Origin of the sequence: Haloterrigena gelatinilytica (assembly GCF_013342145.1) — an archaeon.
Classification (GTDB): domain Archaea; phylum Halobacteriota; class Halobacteria; order Halobacteriales; family Natrialbaceae; genus Haloterrigena; species Haloterrigena gelatinilytica.
This window is the reverse complement of record NZ_JABUQZ010000001.1, coordinates 1,557,870-1,578,527: the sequence shown is the minus strand read 5'-3', so window position 1 is coordinate 1,578,527 and position 20,658 is coordinate 1,557,870. Positions and strand designations below refer to the sequence as shown.

Here is a 20,658-nt window from a genome sequence, read left to right as displayed (position 1 = left end):
GCCCGACCCATCCTCGCTGAGCCCTCGCAGTCGATTCTCCAGTCGTGCCGTTTTTTCGGCCCCTCTCGCCACTGGGGACCCGCTCCGTCGATCGCCCGCCGCGGTGGCATCACCGCGCCGGTGCTCGAGCGAACCGGGACTCGCGACCGCTATCGCTATTCCTCCGCCTCCTCGAGCGATTCGCTCTCGGCGTCCTCGGTGGCCTCGTCGTCGCTTCGCTCAGCCGAGAGTTCCATGTCGTCCTGTGGCATCTCGTCGGAATCGGAACCGCGTTCCGCGTCGGCGGCGGACGATTCGAACTCGTCGGATCCCCGTGTTCCGAACTCCCCGGTCTGTGACCCGCTCTGGTGGCCCTGATCCTGTGCGATCGACTCGCGCCGTCGGCCGCGGTCGCCGCCGCGCCGGTCGGTGTCGATTCGCTGCGAGTACCGCTCTCGAGACCGGCCCTGCCGGGACTGCGGCTGGTCCGACCGTCCGAACTCGCGGCCCCGCTGTCGCTGCTCGTGTCGACCCTGACTCGGCTGGCGAGCGTCCCGTTGGGACGGCTGGGCCTGCGTCCGCTGGTCGGTTCGCTGCGGCGGCTGGTGTCGTCCCTGCTCCTGTCGGGACGGCTGGCTGCCGCGCTCTTGCCGGCCGTACTGGCCCTGCGTCTCGGACGGACTCTGGGTAGGCGTCGCGGATCGCCGACCCTGTTCGGTCTCCGTTTCGACGCGTCCCCCCTGTGAGCGCTGGCTCGGTTGCTCGCCCCCGATCGCCCGCTGGGGCTGATGCTGTCCCATCGTCCCGGTGGCCTCGCCGCCGTAGGTCCGCTCCTGGGAAACCCACTCGCCGGTCTCCGGATACTGCTGCTGCGTCGATCGCTGGCCGCGGTCGCCCGTCTGCTGGCCGCCCATCCGTTGCCCTTCCATCTGCCGACCGCCGGTCTGTCGGCCACCCGTTTGCTGGCCACCCATCTGCCGGCCACCCGTTTGCTGACTACTCATCTGTCGGCCACCCGTTTGCTGGCCGCCCATCTGCCACCCGCTCGTCTGCTGGCCCGACATCCGACCGCCGGTTTCCTGCGCGTTCCACTGGCCGCCCGTCCGACCGCCGGACTGCTGGCCGCCCATCTGCTGCCCACTCATCTGCTGCCCACTCATCTGCTGACCGCCCATTTCCGACGACTGCATGCCGCCGCTCATCCCTTGTTGGCCCACGCCCTGACTCGCGTGCTCCATCTGCTGTCCGGCCCGTTCCATCTGCTGGCCCATCTCCCTCCCCGGCTGGGCGGCGGCCTGCATCCCCTTCTCCATCGCGCGCTCCATCTCCGGCATGACGGCCTCGAGACTCTGCAGATAGCTCTGCATTATCGACTGGGTGAACTGCTGGCCCGGAAACCCCTGCATCATCGACTTCGTCATCTCGAGCCCCTGCTGCTGGGCCGTATCCTGCCACTGCATCGCGCTCAGGGCCATCCGGGCCATGTTCCGCTGGAGATCGATCGCCTGCTCGATGGCCTCCTGGCCCTGATTCATCGTCGTCTGCTGTAGCCGTTCCGTCGACTCCTGGGTGGACTGCTGGTGATCTGTCATCGTGTACTCGAGGAGTTACTCCTCGCCGGCACGGGCGAGGGAAACCGCAATAAAGGGCCTCGTCAGTTCCGCGCAGTAGGCCACGACCAACTCCTGAAACAGCGTCGTACGGTCGATCGAGGCCGAGAAACGAAGCGCAACGAGCGCGGCATATCGCCGGACGCGTCGTTCAATAGTGTTCTTTCAACGTCACTACCGGAGCAGGCGATAATCGGTCACAGTAGTGACCGCCGGCGCGGTAATGCGCGCTTGGACGGCCCGCTCGAGGCCGAGCGAGCGGACTACGATTCGGAACTCGGTTCGCCGTGGGTGACCCCCTCGCGCTCGTCGGCCCGCCGCCGTCGCAGCGCCGCCCGCGCGTTGCTGGCCTCGTAGCCGAAGAAAACGCCGTTTCCGTACGCCTCGGCGACCTCGAGGGCGTGGATCAGGTTGTCGACGTCGACGTTTACCGCGTACAATTCGATATTGAACGGCGTGTCGAGCGCGCTCTCGAACCCCTTCGCGATCGTCTCGAGCCAGTAGGTCGTTTCGTAGGCGGTATCGTACAGCGGGACGACGAACTCGTCGACGTACTCCTCGAGGGCCTCGAGGTCGATGCCGGCCCGCTCGTAGAGGTGGCCGGGGTAGGGATCGGGGTAGAGAGTCATGTAGACGTCGCCGGGGATGCGGTCGACGGCCTCGGCGACGAACTCCGTGATGACGCTCGCGCGCCACTGGCCCCGGTCGTCGTACTCGCTGTCCGCGAAGCGCTGCTCGCAGACGCCGCAGCGACAGTACTCGGCCCGCGGGAAGCCGATGTCGTCGAGTCGGACGTCCGGATTCGCCTCGACGCAATCGTCGATGATCTCGAACAGCCCCTCGCGGTAGTCCTCCCGGCAGGGGCAGATGTAGGCCCAGTCGAAGTACTCCCGCTCGCGGTCGGCCGGTCGACCCATGTCGTCGACGGGGACCAGCGACGGGTCGGCGTCCGCGGCGGCGTTGTCGCCGAAACAGGAGACCATGTTGACGCCGTCCTCGATGGGCTCGGCGGACCGGCCGGTCACGTCTTTGACCTCGTAGAAACCGCGGTCGAACTCCGGCCAGCGGACCTCTTCAGCGTTACGCGTGACGACGCCGTACATAGCTCAGCGTACGGCGCCGTTCCCGTAAGCCGTTCGGATTCGAACGGGAACCGAGCCGACGAATCATCGGCTCGGGGAGGAACCATCGGCGGTCGCCGAGCGACGGTCGCCGACTCGCCCTCGAGCGGTAAACGGGTGTTATTCGGCCGGTTCGTACTCGATTTCCTCGATATCGACGTCAGAAGAGCCGCTGCTGACGACTTTCCAGAGGACGACGATAGCGAACAGGGCAACCAGGAGCTTCACTGTACGGGACATGTACAGTATACCGGTCGCCCGGCTACCACTTAGATATTCTGGATGACTCTCTATAAACGAAGAAACGATTGCCGGTTCTAGCGAATCGTCACCGTTCGCGGAGTCGCCGGAAGCGGGCTCAAGTGTCGATCAGCGCGGCGATCTCGTCCCGGACGATCGTCCCGCAGTAGTCACACCGAACGCCGTCCTCGAGCACCTCGAACCGGGAGTCGACCGGCTCGCCGCTCGTCGTGATACAGCCGGCGTTCGGACAGGACAGCACGCCCGCGACGATCTCCGGCGGCTCGACGCGGTGTTTCTCGATCACCTCGTACTCGCGGACGATGTTGATCGTCGCGTCGGGCGCGATCAGCGAGAGGACGTCGACCTCGTCCTGACTCAACTCGCGACCTTCGACCTTCACGATGTCCTTGCGCGCGAGTCGGTCCGACGGGACGTTCATGCCGACGGAAACCTCCTCGCCCTCGCTGCCGTCGATGCCGAGGATCGCCAGCACGTTCAGCGCCTGCCCCCCGCGGACGTGGTCGATCACGGTTCCGTTCCGGATCTTGCTGACCCGCAGTTCGTGCTCGTCGCCGTCGTGGTGGTCGTGATCGTCACTCATCGGCCTCACCTCCTCGTCGGTCGGCCGCCCCGTCGTCGCTCAAGAGCAGATCCAGCAGCGCCATCCGGACCGGCACGCCGTTGTGGGCCTGCTCGAAGTAGGCCGCGTGGTCGGTCTCGTCGATCTCCGGCGCGATCTCGTCGACGCGGGGCAGCGGGTGCATGATCGTCAGCTCGTCGCCGGCCGCCTCGAGCGTCTCGGTTCCGATCTGGTACTCGCCGGCGACCTTCTGGTACTCCTGCTCGTCTGGGAACCGCTCGCGCTGGATCCGGGTGACGTAGAGGACGTCAAGCGACGGCAGGATCTCCTCGAGCGTCTCGTGTTCGCGGATGCCGGCGCCGCCGTCTTCCTGGTGGAGGTCGTAGACGACCTCGCGGGGAAGTCGGAGGCTCTCCGGGCTGATGAAGTGCTGCTGGGCGTCGAAGTTCGTCAGCGCGTGGGCCAGCGAGTGGACGGTTCGGCCGTACTTCAGATCGCCCATGATCCCGATCGTGAGGTCGTCCAACCCGGCGTTCTCCCGGATCGTATAGAGGTCGAGCAGCGTCTGGCTGGGGTGGTGGCCCGCTCCGTCGCCCGCGTTGACCAGCGGGACGTCGACGAACTCGCTGGCCATCGTCGCCGATCCCTGCTTGGGATGGCGCAAGACGAGCGCGTCGGTGTACCCCTCGATGACCCGGACGGTGTCGGCGAGCGTCTCTCCCTTCTTGACGCTCGAGGACTCGACCGACCCCATGTCGACGACGTCGCCGCCGAGCCGTTTCATCGCGGTCTCGAAGCTCATCTTCGTTCGCGTGCTCGGTTCGAAAAAGAGGAGGCCGAGCAACGTGTTCGTGTGCCGGTCGGCGACGGCCGACGGGTCGGCGTCGATCTCGGCCGCGCGGTCGAGGATGGTCTCGATATCCTCCCGCGTGAGTTGTTTGCTCGTGATGAGGTGATCGTGGCGCATTCGTTCGTGTTGGGACCTGCCTCCACCTTGAATCTCTCCCTTCGGCGACGACGCCGCGAACCGAACCGATCGTGCGACAGTCTCTCGATCGCGAACTAAACGGAAGCCAAAGAGTTATGCGGGCGCTGCGGTAATTGGTCTCAATTGTATGGTCGGTCGGCTGGACACCGGGATCGACGTGCTGGATCGAAAGCTCGACGGCGGGCTCCCACCGGGGTGTATCGTCGCGTACACCGCCGATCCGGCCAGCCAGTCGGAGCTGCTCCTCTACGAGCTCACCGCTGCCCGGGGCACCCTCTATCTGACGACCGAACGCTCCGACGACGCCGTCCGCCACGCGATCGAGAGCTCCCCCTCGGAGGTCGGCAGCCCGACCGTCCGCCACGTCACTGGCGACGCCCCCCTCGAGGAGGCGACTCGGCTCATCGGCGCGCTCCCGGACGGCGCGAACCTCATCATCGACACGATGGATCTCCTCGAGCGGACCGACACCGACGACTACATCGCGTTTTGCAACGACCTCAAATCCCAGATGCTCGAGACCGGCTCGATCGCCGTCCTCCACTGTCTGAAGGGCGACGAGCCGGCGAACCGATCGCGGACGTACCACGCCGCCGACGCCGTCTTCGACCTCCGGACCGAAATCGCCGGCACGGACCTCGAGAACCACCTCACGGTCCCCAAGTTCCGCGGCGGCAGCCAGCCGACCGAGGCGATCAAGCTCGAGTTGACCGAGGAAGTGGCGATCGACACGAGCCGCGACATCGCCTGAGCGTCTACGCGACGGACCGCTAGCCGCCCACTCCGGGTTAGACCTCCTGCTCGGGCGTCGTAAACGGCGTGATCGCCGCCGTCCGTTCGGTCACCGTCGCCGTCCGCAGAATGTACGCGAACAGCAGTGCGAGCGGAAACACGCCGATCGTGACGGCCAGCGGGAAGAAGACCGCCTGCACTCGCGCCGCGAAGGGCGGATCCGACACCGTCGTCAGCACGAACAGGGTGGCGACGGCGACGCCGACGGCCGGAATCCCCGTGTAAAAGAGGTACCGAGAGAGCCTGGAGAGTTCGACCTGTAGGTACAGCGATTTGAAGTACTGGCGGGCGATGTCGATCTCGCGGAGCCGATCGAGGAGGTCCTCGGTCTCGTCGTGGATCTGCGGAGAGAGATCGTCCGCGTATTCGCCCCGCCACTCCTCGAGGCGTTGAATCTCGTGGGCGAAGTTCGTCTCGAGCGTCGTCGAGAGCGTGTTGAAGATCCCCTCGTCGGACTCCTCGACCAGTCCGTCGATGTGATCGAACTCGTCGGTGAGATCCGTCACGATTTCGTCGAGTTCGCCGCGGCCGCCGTCGGGTACCGCGTCGACGGTCGCGCCGCCGAGTCGCTGGGCGTCTCGGCGCGCGCTCTCGACGACGAGACGGAGAAATCCCGACGGCTCGGCCGGTGCGGTCCGGTTCGTGACCGATTCGATCTCCTCGCGGTAGTTGGCGGTCTGCTCGATCTCGTCCTCGAGTTGCCCGGGCGACTCCAGTTCCTGCGAGAGCAGGAGCTGATTGATCGAAACGACGACGGTGATCAGCGTGAAGTTGCCCGTTAGCAACGCGCTGAACGCGTAGATGAGCGGCGTGGAGTCCGCGAGTGGCGCGAGACCGCTGGCCGCGAGCGCCAGGTACGTCAGTCCGAACGCGACGGCGAGGATCACGGCGATCGCAAACCGGTTGCCGTCGAGCAGGAACCACTGCTCGATATCGCTGAACTCCGCGTTCGAAACCGGTTTCGCCTCGTCCTCGCTCGTCGAAGCGACCATCGTAGCCGCTCGAGGCTACGGTCTGTCGACCGAAAAAGTCGATCCGCGCGTGTTCGTGGTCCGTGTTCGGGAAGCGGGACGGGGCGACGAGAACGGGTCGTTACTCCTCGGCGCCTTCGAGCTCTTCGACGATCTCGTCGGCGTCGACGTCGGCGTCCTCGAGGGCCTCCTCGATGTCGCCGCCGCCCATGCCGCCCATACCGCCCATCATGCCGCCCATTCCGCCCATGCCCATGCCGTCGATGACTTCCTGGACGATGACGCGGTCGACGCCGATCTGGTCGATGATCTGCTGACCGATCTGCTGTTTGCCCATCATCCACTGCTGGTTCATCGTCATCTGGGGCGTGGCCTCGAGATAGAGCGTCTCCTTCTCGACGGTTTCGGTCTCGAACTCGGGTTCGGCGTCCTCGTCGTCCTCGTCGGGCTCGACGGGGACCTCTTCCTCGACCTCGTCCGTCTCGATCCAGAGCTCGGGCTCCATCCCGAGGAACATCTCGAACAGGCCGGCGGCCTGCTTCTCGCGGTCGTCGACCTCGCCGAGAATCTCGTAGTCGTACTCGACGTCCTCACCAGCGAGCGGGTGGTTGAAGTCGACGCGGGCGCGGCCGCCGATGATCGTGCTGATGTAGCCCTGCTGGCCGTCGATCTGCACGTTGGCACCGGGGTAGCGGTCGTCCTCGTCGATCTTCTCGGCGCTGACGGTCTGGACGTCGTCGGGGTCGTACTCGCCGAAGGCCTCCTCGGCGGGCACAGTTACGGTCCCCTCGTCACCGGGCTCGGAGCCGATGATGTCGTCTTCGACGGCCCCGAAGATGTGGCCCTCGCCGAGGACGATCGTCCGCGGCTTGAACTCCTGGCCCTGGTCGTCGACACCCTCTTCCTCGGCGACCTCGGGATCGGTCGTGTCGACCAACTGGTCGCCGTCGGCGGTGTACGCGGTATACTCTAGCTCGACGAAGTCGCCCTCCTGAAGCCCCTCGGCCTCGTCGGCGCCTTCGTCTGTTGCTTCTGCTTCGACGTCATCGGCCTGCTCCTCGAGCTCGGCCTCCTGTTCCTCGGTCATACGTTGTACGTCCCGCCGTCTACATTTAAGGACGACGCTTTTGCGCGAGGAGGAGAACGACCGATACTTACGGCCGGTCCGCGTGCGCTCACCCATGTACGAGGTCGAAGTGAAGGTCCCCGCGGATCTCGAGGCCGTCCGGGACCGCCTCGAGGCGCTCGGCGCGACCCGAAAGCGGACCGTCGTGCAGGCGGATACGTACTACGACGCGCCCCACCGGTCGTTCCCCGAGACCGACGAGGCGCTGCGCATCCGGCGGGAGTCGTCCGACGGCGGCGACGAGAGCCGGATCACCTACAAGGGGCCGCTGCTGGACGACGAGTCCAAGAGCCGCGAGGAGTTCGAGACCGGCGTCGACGACGGCGAGACGATGGACGCCGTCCTGACGGGCCTCGGCTTCGAGGCGGCCGCGACGGTCCGCAAGGAACGCGAGCGCTACGGGCTCGAGGGGTACACCGTCACCCTCGACGCGGTCGACGACGTCGGCGAGTACGTCGAGGTCGAGACCGAGGTCTCGGCGGCGGACGAGGTCGAGTCGGCCCGCGAGGGCGCGTACGATGTCCTCGAGCGGCTCGACCTCGATCCGGACGACCAGCTCAGGACCTCGTATCTGGGACTGCTACTCGAGTCCTGAGTCGACCGTTTGTGACGGCAGGACGCACGATAACTCCTGACAGTTATGAGCGGACTGGAGAATCATATCCGCAAGTTATAGAACGGCGCTCCGCCAATCCCCGGTAATGAGCGAGCGGAACATTCGAATCGAATCTATCGATCGTCAGGCAGTGGAAGATCAGGAAGTGGAAGTCGTCGAGCGAAAGGGGATCGGCCACCCCGACTCGATCTGCGACGGGGTCGCCGAGGCCGTCGCCGGCGCGCTGGCACGCGAGTACATCGACCGCGTTGGCGAAGTGCTGCACTTCAACACCGACGAGACGCAACTGGTCGCCGGCGAGGCCGCTCCCGCGTTCGGCGGCGGCGAGGTCGTCGACCCCATCTATCTCCTGATCGTCGGCCGCGCGACCAAACACTACGACGGCGAGACCATCCCCGCCGAGACGGTGGCCCTGCGGGCCGCGCGCGACTACCTCTCGGAGACGATCCCGCAACTCGAGCTCGGCGAGGACATCGTCGTCGACGTCAAACTCGGCGAGGGCAGCGGCGACCTCCAGGAGGTCTTCGGGGAGGACGAGGTCTCCGTGCCGATGGCAAACGACACGAGCTACGGCGTCGGCCACGCGCCGCTGACCGAAACGGAGGAGATCGTCCTCGAGGCCGAGCGACGACTCAACGGGGAGTTCGCCGACGAAAATCCGTACCTGGGGCCCGACGTGAAGATCATGGGCAAACGCGAGGGCGACCGGATCGACGTCACCGTCGCGGCGGCGATGGTCGACGAGTACGTCCCGGACATGGACGCCTACAGCGACGCCGTCGACGAGGTTCAGGCGTACGTCGAGGAGATCGCCGGGGAGTACACCGACCGCGAGGTCGCCGTCCACGTCAACAACGCCGACGACTACGACGAGGGTTCGATCTACCTCACCGTGACGGGCACCTCCGCCGAACAGGGCGACGACGGCTCCGTCGGTCGGGGGAACCGCGCCAACGGCCTGATCACGCCCAACCGCTCGATGTCGATGGAGGCGACCAGCGGCAAGAACCCCGTCAACCACATCGGGAAGATCTACAACCTGCTCTCGACGGAGATCGCCGAGTCGGTCGTCGACGACGTCGACGAGATCCGCGACCTGCGCGTGCGCCTGCTCTCCCAGATCGGCCGCCCGATCGACCGGCCCCACGTCGCCGACGTCGAACTGGTCACCGAGGAGGGCGTCGCGGTCGGCGACGTCGAAGACGACGTCGAGGCGATCGTCGACGAGGAACTCGCCGACGTCACCGAGATCACGCGCCGCGTGATCGACGGCGAACTCTCGACGTTCTGAGCGGTCGAGTACCCGTACCCCTTCTCGAACCGAGCGACGAGCCCGTGAGTCGGACCCCGTCGCCGGTTCCGACAGACCCTTCAGACCCAACGCTGTGCGGTTTACGTAGCGTCTTCCGAACGGACAACTCGAGAGCGATCGCCAGTGAAACTGCCCTCCATCGCCGGTTCGAACCGCGTCGTCTTCGCCGTCGTCGCCAGCACCTTCTTCGTCGGCTTCGGCGGCGGCGTGGTCTTTCCCATCCTGCCGAACCTGGGCGCGGTGCTGGGCATCTCGCCGTTTCTGGTCGGCCTGATCCTGAGCGCCAACCGGATCACGCGGCTCGTGGCCAACGCGCCGGCGGGCGTGCTCATCGACCGCGTCGGCACCCGGACGCCGTTCGTCGCGGGACTGGCGATCGAGGGGCTGGCGACGTTCGGCTACGTCGTCGCCATCGTCTCGTCGTTCCCGGAGGGCTGGTTCATGCTCGCCCGCGTCTGCTGGGGGATCGGCAGCGCGCTCGTCTTCGCGACCGCCTACACGATCACGGCGGACGTCAGCGAGGCCGACTCGAGGGGGACCAGCATGGGGATCGTCCGCGCGGGCATCACCTTCGGGTTCCCCGCGGGGCTGGTCATGGGCGGCGTCGTCAGCGACGTCTGGGGCAACGTCACGGCGTTCGTCCTCGCGGCCGCCTTCGCCGGCCTCGCGAGCGTCATCGCCTACCTGATCGTCCCAGAGACCCACGTCGAGGGCGAGCAGCGCGCGGTCAAACCCTGGGACGTCGAGCGGAGCCTCCCGGCGCTGACGATCGGCCTCGTCAACTTCGGGCTCTACTTCGCGTACATCGGCGTCCTCTTCTCGACGCTGGTGCTCCTGATCGACGCGCGCGCCATCTCCATCTTCGGGCTCGACGCGCAGGGCTCCTCGGGGATGCTGATGGCCGTCACCGTGCTGTCGGGGTCGGTATTCACCCTCGGCGGCGGCGCGCTCTCCGACTCGGTCGGCGCGCGCGTCCCCGTCATGCTCGGCTTCCTCGTCACCTCCTGTGTCGGCTTCGCCGTCCTCGCGTTCGGCTCGAGCTTCGAGGTGCTGGTGCTGGCCTGCGTCCTGATCGGCGCCGGGCAGGGCGGGGTCGGCGGCCCGCTGACGGCGCTGCTGGCCGACCTCACGCCCGAGGAGCGTGTCGGCCGCGCGATGGGGACGAACAACGTCTTCGGCGACGTCGGCGGCGCGCTCGGGCCGCTCGTCTCGCTGCCGCTGATACAGGACCTCGGGTTCGGATTCGACGGCCTCTACGCCGCCAGCGCCGTCATCCCGATGCTCGCGGGGGTCATCCTCGTCGCCGGCATCTACGTCCACACCGGCCGCGTGAGTCCGACCGTCAGCGAGTCGGCGAGTTGAACCGGGCTCGTCTCCCGCGTCCGCCCTCGAGTCCGCGCCTCGTAACCCCCTTATAGGCGCGACCCGCTATCCACGTTCATGTACCCCCCGGGAGCCGATACTGTCCTCGTTCGTCACGGGGACCTCAACACCAAGAGTAACACCGTCAAGCGGTACATGGTGGACGTCCTCTGCGAGAACCTCGAGGCCCTCCTCGAGGACCGCTCGATCCCAGGCGACGTCGAGCGCAAGTGGAACCGACCGCTGATCCACACGACCGAGGACGCCGTCGAAGAAGCCACTGACGCGGCGACCGACGCCTTCGGCGTCGTCTCGGCCAGCCCCGCCCTGACCGTCAGCACCGAGAAGGAACGCATCCTCGAGGCGCTGACCGAGGCCGCCCGCGAGTGTTACGACGGCGGCGCGTTCGCGGTCGACGCCCGCCGGGCGAACAAGGACGTCCCCTACAGCAGCGAGGACCTGGCCCGCGAGGGCGGCGACGCCGTCTGGGCCGCCGTCGAGGACGAGTTCGAGCCCGAAGTCGACCTCGACGATCCCGACGTCACCTTCGGCGTCGAAGTCCGCGATAAGTGCACCTACGTCTACCTCGAGAAGCGCTCCGGGCCGGGAGGGCTGCCGCTCGGCTCCCAGGAGCCCGCGGTCGCGCTGGTCAGCGGCGGGATCGACTCGCCGGTCGCGGCCTACGAGATCATGAAGCGGGGGAGCCCGATCGTGCCGGCCTACGTCGACCTCGGCGACTACGGCGGGATCGACCACGAGGCGCGTGCGATGGAGACCGTCCGGCTCCTCTCCGAGTACGCGCCCAATTTCGACATGGACGTCTACCGGATCCCCGGGGGCGAGACGGTCGACCTGCTGGTCCGAGAGATGGACAAGGGGCGGATGCTCTCCCTGCGCCGGTTCTTCTACCGAGCCGCCGAGACGCTGGCCGAGCGCGTCGACGCCCACGGGATCGTCACCGGGGAGGCCGTCGGCCAGAAGTCGAGCCAGACCCTCCAGAACCTCGGCGTCACCAGCCGCGCCGCCGACCTCCCGATCCACCGCCCGCTGCTGACCCGCGACAAGCAGGACATCGTCGCCCAGGCCCGCGAGATCGGCACGTTCACCGACTCGACGATCGACGCCGGCTGCAACCGCGTCACCCCCGACCGCGTCGAGACCAACGCCCGCCTCGAGCCGCTGCTCGAACACGAGCCAGACGACCTCCTCGAGCGCGCCGAGGAGGCGGCGAAGAACGCGGACCTGGTCGAACCGTAACTCGTCGGCCGCCCGGCGACGACCGCTTCTCGGGGGACCGATCGAGCGCCGAGGGGAACGGCTTTCTCGATGGCCCCGGTTCGACCCGTATGAGCGTCATCCTGGAGTTCTCGATCGAGCCCGACGCGTTCGTCCTCGGGCGCGCGCTCTCGGGCGGGCCAGACGTCGAACTCGAACTCGAGCGGATCGTCCCGACGGAGAGCGCCGTGATGCCGTTCGTCTGGGCGACGGGGGACGATCTGCAGTCGTACGAGGAGACGGTCCGCGAGAGCCCCTCCGTCAGGGAGTTGATCGCTCTCGACAGGGTCGGCTCGAGCGGCCTCTACCGCGTCGAGTGGGGCGAGTACGACGAGGACCTCATGACCGGGATCGCGGAGACCGAGGCGACGGTCCTCGAGGGACGGGCCGACGGGAACTGGGTGTTCAGGCTCCGGTTCAACAACCACGACAAGCTCACCCACCTCTACAACTACCTGACGGACCACGACATCGAGGTCCACGTCGAGCGGACGTACACGCTGACCGAGGAGTCCGAGCGCGGCCGCCGGTTCGGTCTCACGGCCGAACAGCGCGAGGCGCTGGTGCTGGCGCTCCAGCGGGGCTACTTCGCGACGCCGAGCGAGGCGGACCTCGACGAGTTGGCGGCCGAACTCGACATCTCGCGCCAGGCGGTCTCGGACCGGATTCGACGGGGCAACGAGAAGGTCCTCCGGCGGGTGTTGCTCTCGTCGGTCACCGACCTCAACTGACCGCCGGTGACGACAAAAACGGATTGACCAGTCAACGGACGCATTCTCCCCCGTCGACAGTGGAAATACGACGGCAAAGCAATGTGCGGAGATGTCGACTATCAGTTTCAGGAGTGGCTGTCGTGTCCATCGTGTGACGGATCGGGCGAGGTCAGTATCCTCGCCCACGACGCGGACGTCGTCCTCGAGTGTTACGACTGCGGTGCCGTTTCCGAGTACGAGATCGGACAGGACGTCCCGGTCAGCGACGTCGATTCGACCGAGTTCGATTGGACCACGCCGGAGAACTGACGGCCGGACGGCGGGCGACGCGGACGGACCGTCAGTTCGCCCGGGCGGGCGGAGACGAAACCCACATTACGCAGACGCACCGACCACAGACTAGTGACTCGCGTCTGTCTCATCGGGGATTCCGACTGCAACCTCCAGTACGAACTCCTCTCCCGGGAGACCTCCCGCGAGGCCCTCGCGACGTACGATCTGCGCCGCCCGTTCGAGAACTCGATCTCCCTGCGGACGGTCAGCGTCGGCGCGGCCGTCTCCCTGCTGAACGACCTGAACTGGTATCTCACCCGGTTCGTCGACGAGGCGCTCGTCCAGGAGCCGAGCATCAGCGAGGACGAGTGGCTCTCGCGAGCGCTCGCCACGGAGCTTCGCAACGGCGACGTCGAACCCGCCGACACCGCCGAATTCTGCAAGATCTACGGCCTCGAGCGAGTCGGCACGGATCCCGACGCCGAAGCTGAATCTGCGGACGAGAGCGAGGGTGACGCCACCGAATCGACCGCGAACGACGCCGAGTCGGACGCATCGGCGGACGCGGGCGAGACGCGACCCGAGACGACGAGCTGGCGGCTCGTCGAACCGCTGTACGTGCGCCGGACCGGCGGCGAACTCCCGGCCTACGACCTCCGGGACGTCGACGAGACGCTCGTCGTTCGCCTCACGGAAGCGGAACACTCGCCGTAGCGACGCTGCAGCCGAGAGCTGAACGCATCGGGAGCGTGCGCTACGCGTCGTCGGCGTCGGTCGCTTCGGTCGATTCGCTCGCGCTATCGACGGCGAGCGTTTTCTGAATGGACTCGCCGTCGCTGTCGACGATCGTCACGGACGCGTCCGTCGCGGGCTCGCCGTCGAACGTCGCGCGGACGAGCTGTCCGACGCCGATCAGCTGCTGGCCGCTCAAACGGCCCGATTCTTCGTCCGACTCCCCGCGAACCGCCGCTTCGACGACGAGCGTCGGGTCGCCGTCGTCCTCGACGGTCACCGTCTCGAGTACCAGCTCGTAATCGAGGGACCGCCCCGTCGCCTCGAGGCCGAGCAGGACCGAGTCGTCGAACGTCGTCTCGTCGACGAACGCGGTGTATCGCTCTCCGTCGAGTCCGCGGTCCGCGAGCCAATCGCGGGCTCGATCGGCGTCGGTAAGCAACGTCGCGTCCGCTTCTCGGGGCCGGTTGCGGTCGAACGAGACGGCGTCGGACGCCTCGAGGCCGTCGTCTTCGCCGGGCGCGTCGCTCGCGGCCGCTTCGGGGTCGCTCTCGTCGGGATCGGCGTCGTCGGTGCCGTCGGTTCCGTTGGGGGTACCCGAGACGTCCATCTCGTCGAGACAGCCGGCAGTGAGGGCGAACAGTCCAGCGGCCCCGTAGAGGATCGTTCGTCGCGACCGATCGATCATTACTCGAGGAGAGACGGGGCTCGGTAAAAGGAATTCGCCAAGGTGAAAGAACGATTTTCGCGTCTCGAGAGGGTGGTCGCCCTACGGCGATTCGAGCGGACAGCAAACGGCCGTTAGTCGAACAGGCCCGTCGAGAGGTAGCGCTCGCCGCTGTCCCAGAAGACCGTGACCACGAGCGGGCAGTCGTCGACTTGCTGGCCGCCGTCGGGCTCGGGCGTTGCGGCGGAGTCGTCGAACGCGCCCGACACGGTCGGACAGTCGAGGTCGGGCTCGGCGATCTCGCGGGCGATCCGCTGGGAGACCAGGCTCGTCGCGCCGCTGGACTGGCCGACGAGGACGCCCTCGTCGCGAGCGAGGCGCCGACACTCGTCCTCGGCGTCCTCGAGTTTCACCGTCTCGACGCGGTCGATCAGGTCGAGATCGAGGTTGTCGCTGACGAAGCCGGGGCCCATTCCCTGAAAGTCGTCGCTGCCGGACTCGCCGGTCGAGAGGACGGCGTTGCGCGCCGGTTCGACGGCGATGATGTCCATGTCGGGGAACTCCTCGCGGAGCCGCCGGCCGGTGCCGGAGATCGTGCCGCCGGTGCCGACGCCCGCGACGAAGGCGTCGATCTCGCGGTCGCCGACCTGTTCGACGATCTCCTCGCCGGTCGTCTTGTAGTGGGCCTCGGGGTTGGCGGGGTTCTCGAACTGGCCGAGCTGGATCGCGCCCTCGGCCTCGAGTTCGTTCGCTCGAGCGCGGGCGTCCTCCATGTCGCCCTCGACCAACTCGAGTTCGGCGCCGTAGGCGGCCATGATCCGGCGCCGCTCTTCGGACTTGTCCGCCGGCATGACGATCGTCAGATCGTAGTCGCGGGCGGCCGCGACCAGCGCGAGCCCGATGCCGGTGTTGCCGCTGGTCGGTTCGACGAGCCAGTCGCCGGGTTCGATCCGCCCCTCGCGTTCGGCCGCCCGGATCATCTCGCGGGCCGGCCGGTCCTTCGCCGAGCCGCCGGGGTTGAACGATTCGATCTTGGTGGCGATCGTCGCTCCCTCCGGCGAGTCGACCTGGACGAGCGGCGAGCCGATGGTGTCCAGGATACTGCCTTTCATTGGCAACCCCTAGGAAGTCGATACGTAAACCGGTGCTGGACTCAGGCAGGACGTGCCGGCTGTTCGTTCCCGTGACGGAAACACCGTCGTTAAGCCCCCGGACGCGCTATCGGGAAGTATGAGTCTCGAGACCATGGAGCCCAACCCCGCGTGGGACGAGGCCTCCTACGAGGACGCGATCGACACGCTCGAAGCGCACAACGACGAACTGGTGTACAAGGTCTGGGGCGGCGACTGGTGTAAGGACTGCCGGAAACTCCTGCCGGATTTCGGCGCCGCGCTCGACGCCGCGGGCGTCCCCGAGGACCGCATCGACGAGATCGCCGTCGACGAGGACAAGCAGGGCCCCGGCGTCGAGGAGTACGGCATCGAGTACATCCCGACGGTCGTCGTCGAGCGCGCGCCCGCTGGCGCGGACGGAGACGACGGCGAGGAAGTGACCCGATTCGTCGAGGAGGAGGATCGGCCGCCGGCGATCTGGCTGGCCGACCGCCTCGAGGACGAACTGGCGTAGTCGCTCCTGACCGGCACGGTTCCGGCCGTTTCGACCCCGTTTCGTCGCGTTCGGACTCGCCCCGCCAGCGGCGCGTCTCGTCTCTAAGGGGACCAACACTATCCCTTCCGGCGTCGGACGTGAAACGCCATGGCAGCCGACGCCGACGATCCGGTCTACTACGTGATCAGCGATCTCCACATCGGCGGCGACGAACAGCTGGGCGAGGTCGACTTCCTCGAGGAGTTGCTCGACTTTCTCGAGCGACTCGCGACGACCGACGAGGACGCGGAACTCGTCATCAACGGCGACGCGTTCGGGCTGTGGGAGTTCACCGAAGTCGATGGATTGGCGAAGTTCGACGTCCTGACCGAGCGGTACCCCGAACTGTTCGAACAGCTGCGCGAAACCGGCGAATCGATCCCAATTACGCTGTTGCCGGGCAACCACGACAACGAGCTCGCGGCCTACGACGAGTACGTCGAGCGGTTGAGCGAGTACAACGTCGACCTCGTCCGGGCCGAGTCGATCACCAGACCGGTCGGCGAGCGGACGATCTACTTCGAACACGGCCATCAGCGCGATCCCAACAATCGATTCGAGGACTTCGGCAATCCCTACGAGACGCCGCTCGGCTACTACTACAACACCAACGTCACGAGCAGGGCCGGCCGGCTGTCCGAGCGGGGGCGGTTCAACTGGTTGAAGGACGTGCAGGCGGTGACGCCGACCGAACGAGTCCCCCGTTGGCTCCTCTCGAAGTACTTCTACCGCGAGATGAACCCCCTCCTGCGGTACGCCGCGATTCCGATCCTCCTGTTGCTCAATCTCAGCGTCCTGCTCGCGGTGCTCGCCGGACTGGACGTGGCCGGCGTCTGGACGATGCCCGTCGAGACGGCGGACGCGGTGCTCGCCCGGCTGGGTCTCGTCGGGGAGGCGGTCCACTTCCTCCTCGTCGTCAACGCGGCGATCGCGGGCGTGTTGGTGCTCGCGGGCGTTCCGCTCTACTTCGTCCTCCGCGACGTCGGGAAGACGGTCGATCGGTTCGGCGTGTTCGAGACGGATCTCACCGTCGATCCCGACGAGCCGTACGCGGTGGCCGCCCGCGAGCTGTTCGCCGAGCGCCCCGAGACGGCGGTCTTCTGCTACGGACACACCCATCGCCCGCTGCTGAAGGAGGTCGGCGACGGAGTGCTCGTCAACACCGGGACGTGGCTGAAGCGCCTCCACCGTCGGAACGTCGTCGCCGGAGTGCTTCCGCCGGTGTTCTACCCGTCCTATCAGCTGTGCGCCGTTCGGATCGCCGCCGAATCCGACGGCGTGGCGGTCGAGTTCGAAGAGATCGAGAAGGCCGATCCGAGCGCGGACGAGATCACCCGCACCGAGCGCCTGCTCACGCTCGGGCGAGCGCCGGCGCCGACCCTGCCCGACCGAACGATCGTCGGCGACGCGAATCTCGAGTCTCCCTCTGAGTCGGACAAATAAGGGGCGGGCGAGTTCGCCTCCCGATCGCACCGTCAGAACGGACTCTCGTCTCCCTCGAGCGATTCCGCTCCCGAGGTCTCGACCGCCGCGTCGTCACCTAACCACTCGAGGGCGTCCTCGACGTCGTGGGTCGGCGGCGAGCACGTCCGATCGCGGCAGACGTACAGCGTCGGCTCGCCGTCGCGGGCCTCGCGGCCGGCCCAGATCGGCGGCGCCTCGTCGAGCCCTAACTGGTCGAGCCAGTCCTCGAGTCCCTCCTCTGTCGGCGGTCGGAGCGCGAACAGCCGATCGGGGTGGTACTCGTCGGCGAACCGATCGCGCCACTCGTCGGGCAGTTCGTCGGCCGCGACGGTGACCTCGAGCGCCCCCGCTTCGAGGCGATCGGCGGCCAGACACAGCGAGGCGTGCTCGAGGGAGTTGGCTTCGATCTTGTTCGCGTGGGTCTCGAGGACCGTCGCGGCGATGCGCTCGAAATCGTCTTCCGCAAACTCGTCGAGCGCGAGCAGCGTCTCGACCGCGACCCCGGCCGCCGACGGCGTCGACTGGTCGGTGAGTTCCTGCGGGCGCGTCACGAGCGACTCGCCGCTCTCGGGAGTGAAGTAGATGGTCCCCTGCTCTTCGTCCCAGAACTCGGCTTCGATGGTTCGGGCGAGCTCCAGCGCGAACGCGAGGTGGTCGACGTCGCCGGTGGCCTGATAGCAGCCGAGGGCCCCGCGAGCGAGGAAGGCGTAGTCCTCGAGGTAGCCGTCGACCTTGACGTCGCCATCCTTAAATCGTCGAGAGAGCCGCTGTTCCTCCGCGTCCCAGAGCCGGTCCCGAACGAACTCGAGGGCGTCGACGGCCTGTTCTGCGTAGCGGTCCTCGCCGAGGACGAGCGCGGCCTCCGCGCACGCGTTGATCATGAGGCCGTTCCAGCCGGCCAGCACCTTCTCGTCGCGGTTCGGGCGCGGGCGTTCCTCGCGGGCCTCGAACAACTTCTCGCGGGCGTCCTCGAGTCGGTCTGCGATCTCCTCGACTTCGAGGTCGTACTCTTCAGCCAGCGACTCGAGCGAGCGCACGCGGTTGGGCTGGTTTCGCCCCTCGAAGTTGCCCGACTCGGTGATGTCGTAGCGGGCACAGAAGAGGTCGACTGTCGTTTCGTCCTCGAGGACCTCGCTGACCTCGTCGGGCGTCCAGACGTAGAACGCCCCCTCCTCGCGTTCGCCGGTTTCGGGGTCCTCGCTCTGGGCGTCCAAGGTGCTGAAGAAGCCGCCCTCGTCGTGGGTGAGCTCGCGCTCGAGGAATTCGAGCGTTTCCGCGACGACCTCGGCGTAGCGCTCGTCGCCGGTCAGCTGGTAGCCGGCGAGGAACGCCCGCGGGATCTCGGCGTTGTCGTACAGCATCTTCTCGAAGTGAGGGACCGTCCAGTCCTCGTCGACGCAGTACCGGTGGAAGCCGCCGCCGACGTGGTCGTAGAGCCCGCCCGTGGCCATCGCGTCGAGGGTTTCCTCGATCACCTCGAGGTACTCCTCGCGGCCGGTCCGATCGTACGCGCGGGCGAGGACGTGGAGCCGCGAGGGCTGGGGGAACTTCGGGCCGCCGGAGCCGAAGCCGCCGTACTGGCGGTCGGCGCTCCGGAGTACGGCGTTCGCCGCCGTCTCGAGAACCTCGCTCGACGGCGGTTCGGCGGCGCCGCCCGCGGCGCCCGCGCCGTCGGGGGTCTCCTCGAGGCGGTCCTTGGCGGCCTCGGTCCACTGGTCGGCGCGGTGTTCCATCTCCTCGCGGTCCTCGCTCTCCCAGGAGTCGCTGATCCGCTGGCAGAGGTCGAGGAAGCCGGGCTGGTTGCGCTGGCTCTCCTTCGGGAAGTAGGTCCCGACGAAGAACGGTTTCCCCTCCGGCGTGAGCCACGCCGACAGCGGCCAGCCGCCCCGGCCGGAGACGAGCTGGGCGACGGTCATGTAGATGCTGTCGATGTCCGGGCGCTCCTCGCGGTCGACCTTGATCGGGACGAAGTTCTCGTTGAGCACTGCCGCGACCTCCTCGTCCTCGAAGCTCTCGTCTTCCATGACGTGACACCAGTGGCACGCCGAGTAGCCGATCGAGAGGAAGATCGGCACGTCGCGTTCCTCGGCGGCCTCGAGGGCCCGCTCGTCCCAGGGCTGCCAGTTGACGGGGTTGTCCGCGTGCTGGCGCAGGTACGGGCTCTCCTCCTCGTCGAGCCGATTGCGCGCGGTCGGATCGGTCATGGGTCTCACTACGGCCGGACGTTGTAAAAGGCCGGCGTGCGACGGTCGGAGTCGTCCGTCGACGGTGGAACGAACCCGTCCGGGGCCGTCAGCCGTACGCGCCGGTATCGGACTCCGCTCCGGAATCACCGGTCGGCTCGCCGGTTTCGGAATCGTCGAAGGGAGCGCCGCGGTGCATTCCGTCCGACGGATCGAACGGGACGAGTTGGCCGGAAATTTCGCCGCTGGGGTACGCCTCCGTGTGGACGTTCACGTACGCCTCGCCGGCCTCCATCTTCCCGAGCAGGTCGTCGACGGTCTCCGATTCGGCCTCCTGTACGCGTCCCTCCGCGACGACCTCGTCGGTGATCGTTCCGACGTCCAAGAGTCCGGAGAACCGCCCGTCCTCGAGTCGTTCGTCCTGCGTCCCGAAGTCGTACAGCCAGACGGCGATCGGTCCGAGGGCCTCGTCCTCGTGAACGTGCGCCATGAACGCGTTCTCGAGGTTCGCGACTTCGACGACGAACTTCAGTCCGTCCCGGCGCGCCTGGACGACCGCCATTCCGCGCGCGCTCGTTTCGACGCCCTCCTGGGGCCCCAGATGGGCGACGAAGAGGCTCGAGGTAGCTGGCTGCCCGCCACCTTCTGGGGCGTCAGCGCGGTGTTCGTCGGCCGCCGCGGCGCCGATACCGGTCGTCCCGACGCCGAGCAGGGCGAGTCCTTTGAGCGCCGTCCGCCGAGTGTGATCGAGATCTTGCATTCTTGCACCTCGCGCTCAGAAACGAGGGACGCCCCCATAGTTCTCTCACGCCTAGCGGGGGCGATAATACGGCGTTCATCGCGATGAATTCGAGGGTTCCCGTCGCCGGCCCTTCGTAACCCGATTTTTCTTCGGTCGGTTCGCTCGCGACCCCACTCGTCTGCCGGCTGCCGCGCGTCCACTGCGGGACGCGTCGAGACGCGATTGAACGAGGACCCGAAGACCGAAAATCGATCTAGCGTCC

20 protein-coding genes are annotated in these 20,658 nt (G+C 67.2%); 10 read left to right on the top strand and 10 right to left on the bottom strand.

Annotation, left to right across the window (positions count from 1 at the left end; translation table 11 throughout):
* Positions 1 to 155: 155 nt before the first annotated feature.
* The 4 genes from HTZ84_RS07965 to pyrB all read right to left on the bottom strand — a co-directional run bounded on the left by HTZ84_RS07965 (position 156) and on the right by pyrB (position 4,500).
* On the bottom strand, positions 156 to 1,571 hold the full coding sequence (locus tag HTZ84_RS07965) for a hypothetical protein (RefSeq protein ID WP_174680186.1): 1,416 nt from the start codon (positions 1,569 to 1,571) through the stop codon (positions 156 to 158).
* A gap of 281 nt (positions 1,572 to 1,852) precedes the next feature.
* The gene (locus HTZ84_RS07960) at positions 1,853 to 2,692 is read right to left on the bottom strand and encodes a hypothetical protein (RefSeq protein WP_174680185.1); all 840 of its coding nucleotides are present in this window, start codon (positions 2,690 to 2,692) and stop codon (positions 1,853 to 1,855) included.
* Between the two features lie 376 nt (positions 2,693 to 3,068).
* Complete coding sequence (pyrI, locus tag HTZ84_RS07955; protein ID WP_174680184.1) at positions 3,069 to 3,554, bottom strand: aspartate carbamoyltransferase regulatory subunit; 486 nt, start codon at positions 3,552 to 3,554, stop codon at positions 3,069 to 3,071.
* Positions 3,547 to 4,500, bottom strand: a complete 954-nt coding sequence (gene pyrB, locus HTZ84_RS07950) for an aspartate carbamoyltransferase (RefSeq protein ID WP_174680183.1) — start codon at positions 4,498 to 4,500, stop codon at positions 3,547 to 3,549. The genes pyrI and pyrB overlap by 8 nt, the downstream gene beginning before the upstream one ends.
* 148 nt (positions 4,501 to 4,648) lie before the next feature.
* Here pyrB and HTZ84_RS07945 point away from each other — a divergent pair, with 148 nt between their 5' ends.
* Positions 4,649 to 5,272, top strand: coding sequence for an RAD55 family ATPase (locus HTZ84_RS07945; protein ID WP_174680182.1), 624 nt, complete (start codon positions 4,649 to 4,651; stop codon positions 5,270 to 5,272).
* A 37-nt stretch (positions 5,273 to 5,309) separates the two neighbouring features.
* Here the strand turns inward: HTZ84_RS07945 and HTZ84_RS07940 are convergent, their stop codons facing one another.
* Both HTZ84_RS07940 and HTZ84_RS07935 read right to left on the bottom strand, forming a co-directional pair.
* Positions 5,310 to 6,305, bottom strand: coding sequence for a hypothetical protein (locus HTZ84_RS07940; RefSeq protein WP_174680181.1), 996 nt, complete (start codon positions 6,303 to 6,305; stop codon positions 5,310 to 5,312).
* Positions 6,306 to 6,405: 100 nt separating this feature from the next.
* Positions 6,406 to 7,371: an FKBP-type peptidyl-prolyl cis-trans isomerase gene (locus HTZ84_RS07935; protein ID WP_174680180.1), complete on the bottom strand. Its 966-nt coding sequence runs from the start codon at positions 7,369 to 7,371 to the stop codon at positions 6,406 to 6,408.
* 94 nt (positions 7,372 to 7,465) lie between these two features.
* On the opposite strand from HTZ84_RS07935, the gene cyaB reads away from it, so the two are divergent.
* From cyaB to HTZ84_RS07900, 7 genes are all read left to right on the top strand, one after another.
* Positions 7,466 to 8,005: a class IV adenylate cyclase gene (gene cyaB / locus HTZ84_RS07930; RefSeq protein WP_174680179.1), complete on the top strand. Its 540-nt coding sequence runs from the start codon at positions 7,466 to 7,468 to the stop codon at positions 8,003 to 8,005.
* Between the two features lie 106 nt (positions 8,006 to 8,111).
* Positions 8,112 to 9,317: a methionine adenosyltransferase gene (locus HTZ84_RS07925; protein WP_174680178.1), complete on the top strand. Its 1,206-nt coding sequence runs from the start codon at positions 8,112 to 8,114 to the stop codon at positions 9,315 to 9,317.
* A 144-nt stretch (positions 9,318 to 9,461) separates the two neighbouring features.
* Entirely contained in the window at positions 9,462 to 10,700 is a 1,239-nt protein-coding gene (locus HTZ84_RS07920) for an MFS transporter (protein ID WP_174680177.1), read from the top strand.
* A 78-nt stretch (positions 10,701 to 10,778) separates the two neighbouring features.
* Entirely contained in the window at positions 10,779 to 11,957 is a 1,179-nt protein-coding gene (locus tag HTZ84_RS07915; protein ID WP_174680176.1) for a tRNA sulfurtransferase, read from the top strand.
* A gap of 89 nt (positions 11,958 to 12,046) precedes the next feature.
* On the top strand, positions 12,047 to 12,706 hold the full coding sequence (locus HTZ84_RS07910; protein WP_174680175.1) for a helix-turn-helix domain-containing protein: 660 nt from the start codon (positions 12,047 to 12,049) through the stop codon (positions 12,704 to 12,706).
* Between the two features lie 81 nt (positions 12,707 to 12,787).
* Positions 12,788 to 12,997, top strand: coding sequence for a hypothetical protein (locus HTZ84_RS07905; RefSeq protein WP_174678789.1), 210 nt, complete (start codon positions 12,788 to 12,790; stop codon positions 12,995 to 12,997).
* A gap of 93 nt (positions 12,998 to 13,090) precedes the next feature.
* Positions 13,091 to 13,675 (top strand): DUF5804 family protein, encoded by a 585-nt coding sequence (locus tag HTZ84_RS07900; RefSeq protein ID WP_174680174.1) that lies wholly within the window; start codon positions 13,091 to 13,093, stop codon positions 13,673 to 13,675.
* Positions 13,676 to 13,715: 40 nt separating this feature from the next.
* On the opposite strand, the gene HTZ84_RS07895 is transcribed toward HTZ84_RS07900, so the two are convergent.
* Complete coding sequence (locus HTZ84_RS07895) at positions 13,716 to 14,381, bottom strand: hypothetical protein (RefSeq protein ID WP_174680173.1); 666 nt, start codon at positions 14,379 to 14,381, stop codon at positions 13,716 to 13,718.
* Positions 14,382 to 14,494: 113 nt separating this feature from the next.
* Positions 14,495 to 15,472, bottom strand: coding sequence for a PLP-dependent cysteine synthase family protein (locus HTZ84_RS07890; protein WP_174680172.1), 978 nt, complete (start codon positions 15,470 to 15,472; stop codon positions 14,495 to 14,497).
* 118 nt (positions 15,473 to 15,590) lie between these two features.
* Here HTZ84_RS07890 and HTZ84_RS07885 point away from each other — a divergent pair, with 118 nt between their 5' ends.
* Both HTZ84_RS07885 and HTZ84_RS07880 read left to right on the top strand, forming a co-directional pair.
* On the top strand, positions 15,591 to 15,986 hold the full coding sequence (locus tag HTZ84_RS07885; protein WP_174680171.1) for a thioredoxin domain-containing protein: 396 nt from the start codon (positions 15,591 to 15,593) through the stop codon (positions 15,984 to 15,986).
* Positions 15,987 to 16,115: 129 nt separating this feature from the next.
* Positions 16,116 to 17,450, top strand: coding sequence for a metallophosphoesterase (locus HTZ84_RS07880; RefSeq protein WP_174680170.1), 1,335 nt, complete (start codon positions 16,116 to 16,118; stop codon positions 17,448 to 17,450).
* 32 nt (positions 17,451 to 17,482) lie between these two features.
* Here the strand turns inward: HTZ84_RS07880 and HTZ84_RS07875 are convergent, their stop codons facing one another.
* Both HTZ84_RS07875 and HTZ84_RS07870 read right to left on the bottom strand, forming a co-directional pair.
* On the bottom strand, positions 17,483 to 19,675 hold the full coding sequence (locus HTZ84_RS07875) for a thioredoxin domain-containing protein (RefSeq protein ID WP_174680169.1): 2,193 nt from the start codon (positions 19,673 to 19,675) through the stop codon (positions 17,483 to 17,485).
* Between the two features lie 88 nt (positions 19,676 to 19,763).
* The gene (locus tag HTZ84_RS07870) at positions 19,764 to 20,414 is read right to left on the bottom strand and encodes a CHRD domain-containing protein (protein ID WP_174680168.1); all 651 of its coding nucleotides are present in this window, start codon (positions 20,412 to 20,414) and stop codon (positions 19,764 to 19,766) included.
* Positions 20,415 to 20,658 lie beyond the last annotated feature (244 nt).